Origin of the sequence: Paenibacillus tyrphae, assembly GCF_024158745.1 — a bacterium.
Classification (GTDB): Bacteria; Bacillota; Bacilli; order Paenibacillales; family NBRC-103111; genus Paenibacillus_G; species Paenibacillus_G tyrfis_A.
This window is the reverse complement of sequence record NZ_JAMZAW010000017.1, coordinates 168500-181694: the sequence shown is the minus strand read 5'-3', so window position 1 is coordinate 181694 and position 13195 is coordinate 168500. Positions and strand designations below refer to the sequence as shown.

Annotated in this window: 13 protein-coding genes; 7 read left to right on the top strand and 6 right to left on the bottom strand. The window is 57.0% G+C overall.

The annotated features are described in order from the left end of the window. Positions 1–7: 7 nt before the first annotated feature. Positions 8–562 (bottom strand): DoxX family protein, encoded by a 555-nt coding sequence (locus tag NI000_RS24450; RefSeq protein ID WP_253413997.1) that lies wholly within the window; start codon positions 560–562, stop codon positions 8–10. Between the two features lie 637 nt (positions 563–1199). Between NI000_RS24450 and NI000_RS24445 the strand changes: the two genes are divergently transcribed. Further along, entirely contained in the window at positions 1200–1292 is a 93-nt protein-coding gene (locus NI000_RS24445) for a hypothetical protein (RefSeq protein ID WP_054973725.1), read from the top strand. A gap of 73 nt (positions 1293–1365) precedes the next feature. Here NI000_RS24445 and NI000_RS24440 read toward each other — a convergent pair whose 3' ends face one another. After that, positions 1366–1608 (bottom strand): cell wall hydrolase, encoded by a 243-nt coding sequence (locus tag NI000_RS24440; RefSeq protein ID WP_375540999.1) that lies wholly within the window; start codon positions 1606–1608, stop codon positions 1366–1368. Between the two features lie 444 nt (positions 1609–2052). On the opposite strand from NI000_RS24440, the gene NI000_RS24435 reads away from it, so the two are divergent. Further along, positions 2053–2871: a ferric iron reductase gene (locus tag NI000_RS24435; protein WP_253413996.1), complete on the top strand. Its 819-nt coding sequence runs from the start codon at positions 2053–2055 to the stop codon at positions 2869–2871. Positions 2872–2957: 86 nt separating this feature from the next. Beyond that, positions 2958–3278: a DUF2325 domain-containing protein gene (locus NI000_RS24430; protein WP_025850854.1), complete on the top strand. Its 321-nt coding sequence runs from the start codon at positions 2958–2960 to the stop codon at positions 3276–3278. A 59-nt stretch (positions 3279–3337) separates the two neighbouring features. Here NI000_RS24430 and NI000_RS24425 read toward each other — a convergent pair whose 3' ends face one another. Beyond that, positions 3338–4024: a FadR/GntR family transcriptional regulator gene (locus NI000_RS24425; RefSeq protein ID WP_253413995.1), complete on the bottom strand. Its 687-nt coding sequence runs from the start codon at positions 4022–4024 to the stop codon at positions 3338–3340. Continuing rightward, positions 4021–4413 (bottom strand): DUF2500 domain-containing protein, encoded by a 393-nt coding sequence (locus NI000_RS24420; RefSeq protein ID WP_253413994.1) that lies wholly within the window; start codon positions 4411–4413, stop codon positions 4021–4023. The genes NI000_RS24425 and NI000_RS24420 overlap by 4 nt, the downstream gene beginning before the upstream one ends. Positions 4414–4625: 212 nt before the next feature. Between NI000_RS24420 and NI000_RS24415 the strand changes: the two genes are divergently transcribed. The 3 genes from NI000_RS24415 (at position 4626) to NI000_RS24405 (ending at position 9675) form a co-directional block, all read left to right on the top strand. Then, positions 4626–6158 (top strand): FAD-binding oxidoreductase, encoded by a 1533-nt coding sequence (locus NI000_RS24415; RefSeq protein WP_253413993.1) that lies wholly within the window; start codon positions 4626–4628, stop codon positions 6156–6158. 3 nt (positions 6159–6161) lie between these two features. Beyond that, positions 6162–7535 (top strand): (Fe-S)-binding protein, encoded by a 1374-nt coding sequence (locus NI000_RS24410; protein WP_253413992.1) that lies wholly within the window; start codon positions 6162–6164, stop codon positions 7533–7535. Between the two features lie 445 nt (positions 7536–7980). Beyond that, positions 7981–9675 (top strand): methyl-accepting chemotaxis protein, encoded by a 1695-nt coding sequence (locus NI000_RS24405; RefSeq protein ID WP_253413991.1) that lies wholly within the window; start codon positions 7981–7983, stop codon positions 9673–9675. 95 nt (positions 9676–9770) lie between these two features. On the opposite strand, the gene NI000_RS24400 is transcribed toward NI000_RS24405, so the two are convergent. Beyond that, the gene (locus tag NI000_RS24400) at positions 9771–11510 is read right to left on the bottom strand and encodes a methyl-accepting chemotaxis protein (RefSeq protein ID WP_253413990.1); all 1740 of its coding nucleotides are present in this window, start codon (positions 11508–11510) and stop codon (positions 9771–9773) included. A 146-nt stretch (positions 11511–11656) separates the two neighbouring features. Between NI000_RS24400 and NI000_RS24395 the strand changes: the two genes are divergently transcribed. Continuing rightward, positions 11657–12088, top strand: coding sequence for a VOC family protein (locus NI000_RS24395; RefSeq protein ID WP_253413989.1), 432 nt, complete (start codon positions 11657–11659; stop codon positions 12086–12088). 151 nt (positions 12089–12239) lie between these two features. Here the strand turns inward: NI000_RS24395 and NI000_RS24390 are convergent, their stop codons facing one another. Continuing rightward, on the bottom strand, positions 12240–13079 hold the full coding sequence (locus NI000_RS24390) for an alpha/beta fold hydrolase (protein WP_253413988.1): 840 nt from the start codon (positions 13077–13079) through the stop codon (positions 12240–12242). Between the last annotated feature and the right edge of the window lie 116 nt (positions 13080–13195).

The following is a 13195-nucleotide window of genomic DNA, read 5'->3' as shown; positions in this document are numbered from 1 at the left end:
CGTTTGGTTATACTCCCATCGGGGCACGGGTGCCGCCGGCGGTTTTGTTAGGATCGTGGCCGTCTCCGCCTTTGTTCAGCTTACGGAACGTTTTGCGGAGGTAAGGCAGTACGTAGTAGTCGCCACCGAATTTGCCGGTGTTGGCTCCTGCGGCCAAGAGGATGAAGCCGAGGAGGACCATCCAAGGGTTCGTGCTTACGGTTCCGGCGAACAGGAACATGAAGTTCATCATTAATCCGAAGAAGGCGGCTGCCGTCGCGAGTGTTCCGAGAATTAAGCCGAGACCGACGAGAAACTCACCGAGCGGGATCATGATGTTGATCAGCTTCGCGTTAGGCAAAGCGAAATTTTCAATAAACGCGTTGAAGGTCGGGTAAATCAATTCGTTTGTGGCCTTGTCCATTGGAGGCTTGGCAATAGCGCCCTTCAGGAAGCCGGTGGCGTCGAACCCGCCGGTAAGTTTGTGGAACCCGGCCGTAAGCCATGTCCATCCGACATAGACGCGTAACACAAGCAGCAATCCGGCAGCATACACGTTTTCTCTTAGCCATTTCATAATCATCATAATCGCTCCCTTTGTTATCAAATTGTGTCTAAATTTTGACACATTCATTTTTTTCATTATTGCACAACACTAAAGAGATGAAGAGGGATAAATTACCATCATTAAGGGATAATATCCATTTAAACTGACAGGATTAGATGGTCGATCGAGTCCATTCGTTTTTCCAACAAGATATCGTGAAAAAATTCACAAATTCCCGTAAGAAAAATCGTTCGCTTGCCTTTCAATAAGGTAAGAGCGTTTTGTAAGGCAAGATCGGCTGCTATAGCAGTGTCGTCGGCCGGAGCGGGAACGAAGCACGGTGTTCATATCGCATGTTCCTTTCCTTTGATTGATGTCGGGATTTGCTTCCTCCCTACGCCTTTACTATAGCATGTCCGAGAGAAAAGTGATGTGAGAAAAATCACAATGTCGACAATGCGGGAAATTCTGCCGCTTCGGCTTTGCCTTGGTGTGTTCCCGGATTTTCTTCGCATTTAGTGTGATGTAACCTGCCAAAAGAATGGGCCTGTCTGAATAAATGTTCCCCCTCACTCGTCCATACCGGTTATTCATCTTCCGCATACATTAATATTGCGAATATTCGACATGGGGAGTATGGCGGATATTCAATTTTTTTGAAGGAGTGATCATTGTGGGTGGTTTTGGCGGTTTCACATCGACAGGCGTCATCCTGGTTTTGTTCATTCTGCTCGTGATTATCAGCTGCAGCTTCTTGTTCATCTAAGCTTCGCGTGCGAAAGTAACGGCAAGCCGGGCACCTGTGAGGGCCCGGCTCTTTCCAATGGAAGCCGTGTTTCTCATTTGCAAAAAATATGGCGGCCGATTTGTTTGATTTGCGGTCTGGACCAGATCCACGTCGAGGTGGCCGTTGCGGGATTGAAATAGTACAGCGCTTCGCCGGAAGGGTCCCAGCCGTTCAAGGCGTCATAGACCGCTTTGTAGGCTGTGCTGTCCGGCGTCAGCCAGATCTTTGTCCGCTGAAGGAAAGTCCGGGCGAAGGAGAAGGGAGCAGCATGGGGGCAAAGACAATAATGAGGCATAGGATCGCTTTCAGCTGCAGTCCGTTCCACCTGCGATGCAAATGCAGCACCTCCTTGCATTAATTTGGAACGGATTTCAAGTTTTATGCATCGTCCGGCAGACGGGCCAGGAACAGTGACACGAAAAGAGACGACCCATTGACAACGAGAATGATAACCATTATCATTTGTAATATACATGTTATTGAGAATCATTATCATATAATAAGAGGAGGAGCCGTCCGTGGGTTTGCTGTATGAGCTGATCAGGCATAGAAACCTTAGCCGGGCAGGCAGCATTGCGGACCGTTCGATTCCCGATAGACTACAGTCGCAACCGGAAGAGCTCCGGTACGGTTCATACATACAGAGGATATCGGTTCAAGTGTTGGAAGAGGAAAAGGCTCGGGGGAGCATCGAAAGAGCGCCCGAGTGCAAATAACCGGAACGGGAAGGGAGAGCGGCATGGAGCAGGCAAGGAATGAAGCGCTGGCGGAGCAAGGTCTCAGCGAGCTGGAGGCGCAGTTTTTTTTCATACGGGAGCTTCCCGACGAGGGGGAGTTGTCGGTCAAACTGTCGCAGCTGTTCGAACGCCGGCATGCGGACATGCTTCTGGTGAAGTATGGCAAGCATATCCGCGCGTTGGATGAGCAAGCGCCGGCCACATACTTTAGCGGCTGGCTCGGCATGCTGTGCGCAGCGCAGCAGTATATGATCAGCCGGTATGATGCGGCGTTCGATTTTTCGCCGGGCAATTTGACGGTCAATTTGTATCAGAAGGAAGGCCGCCCGATGTTCGGGTTCCGGCTGCATGACGCCAGAACGGTATCGTTGCCTGAGGGGGACCGGGCCGAGTGGAGGCGTCAAGTGCTCTCCTCCTTATACGGAGAGACGCTTCGGCCGCTGCTCGGATCGCTGGCGCAAGCGGCAGGGCTGGATGCGGGGCAATTGTGGGGGCAGATCGCGACCCGGATGTACTACGTCCGAGATATGGCTGTTGCCCAAGCGGACAGCGAAGAGCTTCGGACCAAGCTGACGGAGGACTTCCAGGCGCTGCTGTCGGACTTGCCGCCGGACGTATTCGGCCGGCCGCGGCATCCGCTCGATGTGAAGTTCCGCTACGTCGACGACCCGCGTAAGCCCGGAGAGCGGCTGCGGATGAAAGTCAGCTGCTGTCTCGCTTACAAGACGGATACGGACCACGGGTATTGCTATACCTGTCCGCGGATGAGCAGTGCCGAGCGCGAGGAACGGAAGCTCAAGCTGCTCGCGGGCGCGAAATAACGAGAATCGAAGGCAGACACGATAAAAATACATGCACGGAAGGCTCTCTCAGGAGACAGCCCGTTAACGAAAAGGAGGCTCGAAACATGCCGTCGATTTTGGTCGTAGGAGCGGATCATTTGGGCAATATGCCCGATCATCTGGCGAATATCGGTTTTGACGAAGTGATGCATATGTCCGGACGCAAATGCCAAATGGTGAAGAAGGGGATTCCGGAAAAGGTGGACGCGGTGCTTGTGCTGACGGATTACGTCAACCACAATCTGACCAAAGCCATCAAGCAGCAAGCGAAGGAACAGGAAGTGCCGATTTATTACGCGAAGCGTTCGTGGTGCTCGGTGCAGAAGGCGCTCTGCTCCTGCGCGGACGGCTGCGAATGGTTGAAAAAGGGCGGAGCCGCCCATTAAACGAGGAAAGCCCGCCGGAGTATGCCGGCGGGCTTTTTCGTATGAGATGCCGTGTGCCGTCAGGCTTCGTAGGTTAAACGGCGGAGCATCTGCTCCACCTTGCGCAAGTGGGAGGCGACGCGTTCTCGGGCAAGGGCAGTGTCCTGCAGTCTCACTGCGTCGACGATGGCTTGGTGCTCTTCGGAAAGCCGGACGGTCTGGCTCTGCTCCGCGAACAGCCACAGCCGGCGGCTTTCCCGCATCGCCGGGCCCATGGTCAGGAAAAGCGTCTCCAGCGTGCGTACGAGCAGCTCGTTGCCGGATGCTCCGGCCAGCTTCAGGTGAAACCGGATATCGCATTGCTCCAGCTTGTCCTCGTCGGTCAGGGCAGCCATCTCGGCGAGGATCTTGTCCAGCTCGATCAGATGGTCGTTGCTGCGGCGCGCCGCGGCCAGTGCTGCGCCTTCGGTTTCCAGGATAAAGCGCAGCTCAAGCCATTGCCGGAGCTGCTCTACGTTCCCGATCTCGGGCGCTTCTATCTGAAGCGCGCCGCTATTGCGGAGCACGAACGTTCCGCCGCCGTGGCGGACGTCCACCCAGCCGTGCGCTTTGAGCGACATGAGCGCTTCCCGGATCGTGGAGCGGCCGACGCCGAACTTCACGGCGAGCTGCTCGACCGAGTCGATCCGGGAACCGACCGGCCAGACGCCCTGCTCGATTTGCTCGCGAAGGGCGTCGGCGACGATTTCATAGCCTTTGCGGATCATGAATGCTCTTCCTTTCTCATGCGGACAAAATCAATGAAGCGGGTGCCTTGATACGTCAGCTCGCCGAAGTCCCCTTCGACCAACAGTCCGTATTGGGGGCCTTTCAAAGGAAGCTCAACCCGCCTGCCGTCCTCGAATTCGAAGGTCGCGAAATATTTCGTAAACGCGCTCGAATCCCCGGACCCGCCCGACACCTGCGTACGTTTGGCAACGACCCGGCAGGGGACGGTAAGACGCGCAGATGCATTGTTGGCGGACCAGACGGATAGGGATGATGTAATCATGTACAAGAAGGTGCCTGCGATGATGACCAGAATAAGCACGAAGAAGAAGATGAATATGGGCGGCGGCCCGTCGAGAAGCCCCCCTCGAGATGGAAAAAAATCCACGGAAATTCCCCCCCAGTCGAGACGCTTCCGAAATCATGCGGCATTAGGCACACTGCGGCAGCGTGTAAGATTTCCCTTATTGTACCATGTTTGACCGGGCGAATCATGTCGCCTTGCGGGGCGACTGAAGCATTGACGGAGGAAGCCGGGTCCTTTTATAATAAAGTCATCAGATGACCTGATTAATTCAGGGGCATACGGGAGGGAACGCTTTGCTGGCTGCAACTGTTTGTCAAGAATTAAGAAGGATCGTCGGGGACGCCTGGTTCCGCGACGATACCGAAACGCTCGTTTCGTACAGCTACGATGCTACGCCGCTGTATCAATCGATGCCGGACGGTGTTATTTTCCCCGCTTCGACGGAAGAAGTGGCGGCGGTGATGCGCGTCTGTGCCCAGCACCGGATTCCGGTGGTCACCCGCGGGGCGGGCAGCAATCTGTGCGCGGGCGTTGTGCCGCTGCACGGCGGGCTGATCATGGTCATGATGCGGATGAACCGGCTTGTGGAGATCGATCAGGACAACCTGACGGCAACGTTCCAGACGGGTTTGAATACTAAGCGCTTTCATGCGGCCGTCGAGGAGACGGGGCTGTTCTATCCGCCGGACCCGAGCAGCATGATTATCTGCACGATGGGCGGCAACATTGCCCTTGGCGCAGGCGGGCTGCGCGGGCTCAAGTACGGCACGACCAAGGACTACGTCATCGGGCTTGAGGCGGTGCTTGCGAGCGGCGAGGTGCTGCGGACGGGAGGCAAGCTGGTGAAGGATGTCGCTGGCTACGACTTGACGAGGCTGCTCGTGGGGTCCGGGGGCACGCTGGCGATTTTGACGGAGGCGACGGTCAAGCTTGTCCCGAAGCCGGCGTACCGGCGGGCGATGATCGCGGTTTTCGCCGATTTGCCTGCGGCGGCGCGGACGGTGTCGCAGATTATCGCGAACCGGATTACGCCCTGTACGCTGGAGTTTATGGACCAGGCGACGATCGAGGTGGTGGAGGCGTTCGCCAAAATCGGCCTACCGGTCGATGCGCAAGCGATCTTGGCGATCGAGCAGGACGGCGACGAGGCGCAGGTGGAGAAGGACTTGCAACTGATCGAGACGATCTGCAGACGCGAAGGGGCGATCCAGGTGAAGGTGGCCGAGACGCCGGAGGAAGGGGCCAAGGTGATGGAAGCCCGGCGCAGCGCGCTGGCAGCGCTCTCCCGGCTGCGGCCGACAACCATTCTGGAGGACGCGACGGTGCCGCGCTCCAAAATTGCCGATATGGTGCTGGAGGTGCAGCGCATTGCGGCGAAGCATAACGTGCGGATTTGCACGTTCGGCCATGCGGGTGACGGCAACCTGCACCCGACGGCAATGACAGATGCGCGGGATGCGGAGGAGATTCACCGGGTGGAGCTGGCGTTCGAGGAAATTTTCGACGCGGCGATCCGGCTCGGAGGCACGATCACCGGGGAACACGGCGTCGGGCATGTTAAAGCGCCGTATCTGGAATGGAAGGTCGGCGCGTCCGGCATCAGCCTGATGAAGCGGCTGAAGCATGCGTTCGACCCGGACGGCTTGCTCAATCCCGGCAAACTATTCGCGGAGACGCGCAAGCGCATTGTGTTTAAGTCGGAGCCGGGAGCGGGGAACGAAGCGGGCGGAACCGCAGGGCTGAATCAAACCGGTGCCGGGGAAAAGGGCTTGTCCAACGCTTCGCTTGAGGACGGCCGTGGACCTGCGGAGAAAGGCGGTGCGTGACGCATGAGCACGGAGATCAAACAACTGACCGAGAAGCTGCAGCTAACACTCGATCCCGATCAGCTTACCAACTGTATGCGCTGCGGCTTTTGCCAGACGGCCTGTCCGACGTTCCAGGAGACGGGGCTGGAAGCGGCGTCGCCGCGGGGCCGGATTGCATTAATGAAGGCCGTCTATGACGGCAAAATGGAGCCGGACGCGGCGTTCCGCTCGCAGATGGACCTGTGCCTCGGCTGCCGCGCTTGCGAGCCGGCCTGCCCGTCGGATGTCAAGTACGGCCAGCTCATCGAACAGGCCCGCGAGTCGATCGCGGCGGTAACCGCAGAGCGATGGCCGGTGCGGACGGTGAAGCGGCTGTTCATGGAGCGGCTGTTTCCGCATCACGGCCGGATGCGGCTGCTCGGCTCGTCACTGAAGCTGTATCAAACGAGCGGATTGCGGAAGCTGGTGCGCGGGCTCGGCGTCATGAAGCTGTTCCCGCCCCATATGCGCGAGATGGAAGCGGTGCTGCCGCAGGCGGCCGGTGACGGCGTTATCCGCCGTTGGGTGAAGCTTGGCCTGCCTGCCTGCTGGGAACAGGGCGAAGGCGGACAATCGCTGCTCGTGATCCCGGCCGAAGGCGAACGTCTCGGGCGGGTCGGGATGTTCCGCGGCTGCATCATGGATGTGCTGTTCACGGAGACGAACGTGAACACGATCAAGCTGCTGCGCTTGGCGGGCTACGAGGTCGTGGTCCCGGCCTCGCAGACGTGCTGCGGCGCGCTGCACGCCCATGCCGGCGAACGGGAGAGCGCCCGCCGTCTGGCCCGGACCAACATCGCGGCCTTCGGCGCGGCCCGCGTCGATGCCGTCGTCAGCAACGCCGGCGGCTGCGGCGCTACCCTGAAGGAGGTGGACCACCTCCTTCACGGCGATCCCGAGGAGGCGGAGGCCCACCGGTTTGCTTCGCAGGTCCGCGACGTGTCGGAGCTGCTCGCCGAAGGGCGTCCGCTGCCGCTGAAGCCGCTCGGCCAGGGGGCGGAGCAGGTGACGGTTACGTACCAGGACTCGTGTCATCTGCGTAACGTGATGCGAGTCGCATCGGCCCCGCGGCAGCTGATCCGGACCGTGCCCGGCGCGAAGCTGCAGGAGCTGCCCGACGCCGACCGCTGCTGCGGCTCCGCAGGGATCTACAATTTGACGCAGCCGGAGATGTCCGCCAGCGTACTCGACCATAAGATGGAGCAGGTAGAGCGAACCCGGGCGCACGTCATTCTGACAGCTAATCCGGGCTGCCTGCTTCAGATGAAATGGGGCGTGCACCGCCATGGGAAAGACAAGTCGATGCAAGCGATGCATCTGGTTGATTTTCTCGCCGAATCAGCGGGTGAGAGGTAGTCCGCAGCATCGCTCAAGTGCCGGCATATCCTTTAAGGATATGCCGGTTTTGTCGTCCCGTCGGCGCAAGGAAGCCGTGAACCGGAACTCTTACAGCTAGGGGGCTTCCGCGCTTTATGACTGGACTCGTTCGCGAAACACCGCGCCTGCTCTCCAAGTGAGGCGGAGGCTTGCCCTCTTACGCCTTCGTCTCTTGCAACAAACTCTTCTCCGGGCCGACTTATTTATGCGCAGGCATTAAGCCACTTTCCTGGTCCCCCAACCAAATCGACTCCAGCATCTCAGACCTTTCTCCTTACTTCTTCCGCTCGCCGTAACCTTTTCTCCTCGTTAATTTTGTCGAAGAAATATAATGTAAAAAAATGCATATCAAATTCTTGTCTAAAAATGTCGATAAATATATTGAAAAATGTCGAATGAAATTAGGACATCAGGGGGACTGCGGATGAAGATTTCAAGCTGGTTAAAGGTGATGGGCGGACTTCTATTGGTATTATCGCTGCTGAATTGGTACAGTGTCAGCAAGCTGGAGGATGGCATCGCCCAGGAACGGCTCGCGGTACAGCGGCAGGCGCAGTTCAAGCAGCTCGGCTTTGACTTGAAGAACGCCTCCGATTACTTGACCGAAGAGATGAGAAGATATGTCCAGTTCGGGGATAAGCGGCACTACGATAACTATTGGAAAGAGGTCAACGAAACCAAGTCGCGCGATAAAGTCATCGAACAACTGAAAGCGCTTGAAGCTCCGCAGGAAGAGCTGGATTTGATCGAGAAAGCAAAGAACAGCTCCGACACCTTGATCAAAACCGAAGAAGCCGCCATGAAGGCGGTGGAAGAGAAAAGTTTCGACAGTGCCCGGAAACTTATGTTCGGCGAACAATACGATGCGAGCAAAAAAGAAATTATGGGCTATATCCAGCAGTTTCAAACCAAGATGAACACCCGGGCGCAGCAGGAAGCGGACGCGGCCCGTCAGACGGCTACCTCCATGATGAACTTTGCCGTGATCCTGCTGGTGGTGACGTTCTTGACCTTGTTCGGCATTTTTACCTTGATCTTGATCAAGCTGCGGCCTTTAAAAACGGTGAATGAGAAAATTGCCGAGCTGGCCAGCAACGGCGGCGATCTGACGGCGAGACTGACTTCGAATACGAAGGACGAGATCGGTGAAATCGCCGGCTCGCTTAACCGGATGCTCGATAGCCTGCACGGCATGATCAAGGAGATTACCGGCACCTCCGAGAAAGTATGGGAGACGTCGGAGAAGCTGATTGCCAATACGAAGCAAACCTCTGCCGCAACCGAGGAAATCGGCAAACGGATGGCGGTGATCGAGCAGGGGGCCGTCATCTCGGTGCAGAACACGCTGGACGGATCGCGTGCCATCGAAGAAATGGCCAAGGGCGTACAGCGGGTGGCCGAATCGGCTACCGAGCTGTCCGAGGCGGCCGTGGATACGGAGAAAGAAGCGGTGGACGGCTACGGACATATGGAACAGGCTAAGCAACAAATGGATCAGATCGACGAGTCCGTTACCAAATCCACCAAGATTGTGTCCAAACTTGACGAACGCTCGTCCCACATCGGGCAAATTGCGGATACGATCGCTACGTTGTCCAAGCAAACGAATCTGCTTGCGCTCAACGCTTCGATCGAAGCAGCCCGGGCGGGCGAGCATGGCCGGGGCTTCGCGGTCGTGGCGGCGGAAATCCGCAAGCTGGCGGAAGGCTCCGCAGCCTCGGCAGGACAGATCGGCGAGCTGCTCCAGGAAATTCGCAGCGATTCGACGGAAACGGTCAACGCGATGCAGCGGGTAAGCGAAGAGGTGGCCTTGGGCAGCCACAAGGTGCGGGCCGCCAGCGATTCGTTCCAAAAAATATTGCAGGCCACCAAAGAGGTCGCCGCCCAAATCCAAGAGGTTTCGGCCATTTCGGAGGAAATGGCGGCAGGCTCGGAGGAAATTGCCGCATCCGTCTCCGATATGGCTGATGTGGCCAGAGAATCCCTGGACGGCGTGCAGATCGTCAACGACAAAACCCAGGCGCAAACCGCTTTGGTGCAGGAGGTTTCCTCCTTGTCCGAAGGATTGAGCCGGGAGGCGGAAAATTTGGAGACGCTGGTCCGGAAGTTTAAAATATAAGCATGAAGCATGGATATAAAATGGAAAAGGGAGGAAGCCCGCAGCTTCAACGCTGCAGGGACTTCCTCCCTTTTTTTTGGACGTCTGGGGCGCCCTTATAATTTAAACCGGTTGACCAGTTCGGACAAATCCTGCGCCGTCCGGCTTAACGATTCCGCGGACGAAGCAATTTCTTCGGCAGATGCGAGCTGTTCTTCGGTTGTAGCGGCAATTGTCTGCGCTGACTCGGCACCATGTCTGGCAATTTGGTTCATCTCCGAAGCGGAAGCGGACACCTGCTCCGAGCTTGCTGCCATTTCTTCGGCTGCCGCCGCCACTTCCTGAATTTTGCCGGATACGTCGTTTGCGGTACGGGTGATTTGCTGGAACGCTTCATCCGCCTCGGTCACGGCTTGAAGGCCGATTCGCACTTCCGACAAGCTGCGGTTCATCGTGAGCACCGCTTTGGACGTATCGGTTTGAATCTGTGTGATGATGTCCGAGATGCTTTGAACGGCTTCGCCGGACTGCTGGGCAAGCTTCTTCACTTCGTTCGCGACGACAGCGAAGCCTTGTCCATGCTCTCCCGCTCTTGCCGCCTCGATGGAGGCGTTGAGCGCCAGCAAACCGGTTTGCGAAGCGATGTCGTTGATGATCTGCAGAATGCCGCCGACGTTCACGGAATGCGTCTCCAGCGTCTTGATATCGTCGCCCGCCTGCCCGACTGATTCGCTCAGGGCATTCATTCTGCTTCTCGCCGCTTGAATGGCGTCGTTACCATGCTGCGCTTGGACGGCGGATTCTTGAGACAATTCGGATACGTCCGACGTCGTTTCGGCGATGCGTTGAATGCCTGCGGCCATCTCTTCCATCGCTCTTCCGGTTTCGTCCGAGCGCATCAGCTGAATTTCCGAACCGGAGGCCATCTCTTGAATGGATAGCGTAACGGTTTTGGTTGCCACCGTATTTTGCTCCGAACTGGCCTGCAGCTCCTCGGAGGAAGCGGCAACCGTCGTGGATGCCTCTTGAATTTGCACCACGGTCATTTTTAGATGGGATACCATATCGTTCAGGGAAACAACCAGACTCCCGATCTCGTCCTTTTGCTTGACCGCGAGCGGTTCGACCGTCAAGTCGCCGCCGGCCACCCGGTGCAGCGCTTCGGATACAAGCCTAACAGGCCTGGATATGATGCGGATCATGACGATGACCAAGGCGATTCCGATTACGACCGAAATGGCGATCATCCCAATCGTAAGCCCGATAGTGCTTTGGTAGATTTGTCCGCTTTCCTGCGTTGCCACTTTGGCGCCGTCGTTATTGATTTTGATCATTTTATTCAGCAGTTTCTGCATTTCGTCATAGGTTTGCTGGGATTGCGCCATCATCGCCGTGAGTTCTTTTTCCTGCTTCACCGCGCCGCGAACCAGGTCGATTTGCTTGCCCAACACCAGGGTACGGTCGTAAACTTCCTTATAACTGTTCCATTTCGCCCGAAGCTGCTCCGTATTGATGCGATCTTCATCGCTAACGAACGTCTCGCTGTACAGATCCAGTTGCTTGTCGATCTCTGCAAACGTGGCATCGGCTTCCTGGATGTATTGTTGTTTTTTGGCGACTTCCGGATTGGTCAAAATTTTATATTGCAGAACAAGAACGTGTTCTGTCAAGTAGTTGACGTTGTTGGCAATTCCTACTCCCGAAAGCCAAGCGCCGGTAATTTCCTCCGTCTTGGATTGCATCTTTGCCCCCCGACCGAGCGAGGTGAGGCCGAAGCCGGCCAGCAGCAAGATCAGGATCAGAAAAGACAAGAACAGCTTTCTCCCGACCGATAGCATAAAGTTATGTTTATCCATTATGTCTCTCTCCTTTGTTGTGTTCATCTCCTTTTATCGACACAATTCGCTAAAATCGTTAGGTATTTTCTGGGTAAATTTTTTGGCTGCTAAAATAAACTGGAAAGGTGGCGATCCCCGCGATCCAAGGACTGTATGAAGCACATTTGCCGGTAAGAGATCTGAAGCGATCCCTCGCGTTTTATGAAAGCATCGGCCTGGAACTGGCGCATCAAGGCCAAGGCCTGGCCTTTTTCTGGATGGAGAAAGGAAAGAGCTGGCTCGGTCTATGGGAGGCGGAACAGGTGAACGTCCCGTACCATCCGTCGTTGAGGCATATCGCCTTTCAAGTGGAGCTGGAGGATATAAAGCGGGCCAAGCAGTGGCTTGCGGACAAGGGGATTGAGGTAAGGGAAGCTTTCGGGTTTGCGCCGACGGGTCCCATCGTGCTGCCCAACCGGCCGCACGCGCACGCGGCCATTTATTTTGAGGACCCGGACGGCAATTCGCTGGAGTTCATTTGCCCGCTTGAGCTGGACACGTCTCCCTTGACGCAGATGATCTACTTGGAAGAGTGGGAGAATAAGCTAAAAAGCTGACCCGACCGAGAGGGTCGGATCAGCTTCCCGGCGAGTCGGCCGGCGGCAATACGGAAGTGCGCGCTCCCGGGATTCGCGCGTGCCAAGAGCGTTGGGGGGAGAGGAACGGAGCAGCCCAGCGTCCAGCGGCGAACAGCTTTCGTGAGGCCTGCTACACATAGACGCCCGTCAGCTTCTCCCGCGCCACCGTATCGAGCCAGAGGCCGACATGATGCTGCACCAGCTTCCGCTGTTCGATCTGCAGCAGATGGCCGGCCCCGTCCAGCACGGCATAGGTCGCACGAGGGAACGATTCTAGCACGGCAAAATGATCCTTGTACCCGCAGATCGCATCCTGCCGTCCGAGGAGAAACAACGTCGGCTGAGGAAAACGGCTGTCCTCCGGGATCGGATCGCATTGGAAATGGTACCCTTGCGTGCGCCAGTCCGAAGACAGAAACGCGCGGTCGGCGAGCAGACGCCCCGGCTGCCATTCCTCCCGGAAAAGCTCCCAGTTTGCCCGCGATTGCACGGTGGCCAACGTTTCGAAGGCTGCCCGAACCTCCGGATCGAGCTCCGCCAGCAGCGCCTCGTCCCGGACCGACACGCTTCGTTCGGGGAGGGTGCGGGTCTTCCGGTGAAGCGCCGGAGCGAGAAGACACAGCCCGTCCGCCCGGCGGTGCTCGGCGCGCCAAATCCCTTGCGCCATGTAGCCGCCGAACGACATCCCCATGAGCGCGAACCGCTCGTTCTCCGGCAGGATCGTCCGGATGCCGTCCAGCAGAACCGCCAGCAGGTCGTCGGAGGTTTTCATCCAGGGCTCAACCGGACTCCGTCCGTGAGCTGGAATATCGACGTAGATTCGCTTCCAGCCCGGCCGCTGTTCGAACAGCGGCTCCATCCACGCCATCATCGACCGGTGATCGGTAGCCAGCGCATGCAGCACGATCAGCGGGTGCCCGTCGCCGCGGGTTTCGTAATATAGAGGCGGATTTGTTTTTTCGGTAGTCATTAGCCCTGGCCCTCTTTCCTTAATCAGTCGCCGTTAATAATAGCGCACGGCAGATGCCTTAGTTGGCCTTAGTATACTGCAATTCGGAGAATAGAGGAACTGCGATGATTTATGGG

Excerpts from the sequence above, each read along its gene's own strand:
- NI000_RS24390 (WP_253413988.1), bottom strand. The coding sequence starts at position 13,079 with ATGACTACCGAAAAAACAAATCCGCCTCTATATTACGAAACCCGCGGC.
- NI000_RS24430 (WP_025850854.1), top strand. The coding sequence starts at position 2,958 with ATGCCGTCGATTTTGGTCGTAGGAGCGGATCATTTGGGCAATATGCCC.
- NI000_RS24410 (WP_253413992.1), top strand. The coding sequence starts at position 6,162 with ATGAGCACGGAGATCAAACAACTGACCGAGAAGCTGCAGCTAACACTC.
- NI000_RS24450 (WP_253413997.1), bottom strand. The coding sequence starts at position 562 with ATGATTATGAAATGGCTAAGAGAAAACGTGTATGCTGCCGGATTGCTG.
- NI000_RS24425 (WP_253413995.1), bottom strand. The coding sequence starts at position 4,024 with ATGATCCGCAAAGGCTATGAAATCGTCGCCGACGCCCTTCGCGAGCAA.
- NI000_RS24400 (WP_253413990.1), bottom strand. The coding sequence starts at position 11,510 with ATGGATAAACATAACTTTATGCTATCGGTCGGGAGAAAGCTGTTCTTG.
- NI000_RS24440 (WP_375540999.1), bottom strand. The coding sequence starts at position 1,608 with ATGCCTCATTATTGTCTTTGCCCCCATGCTGCTCCCTTCTCCTTCGCC.
- NI000_RS24435 (WP_253413996.1), top strand. The coding sequence starts at position 2,053 with ATGGAGCAGGCAAGGAATGAAGCGCTGGCGGAGCAAGGTCTCAGCGAG.
- NI000_RS24405 (WP_253413991.1), top strand. The coding sequence starts at position 7,981 with ATGAAGATTTCAAGCTGGTTAAAGGTGATGGGCGGACTTCTATTGGTA.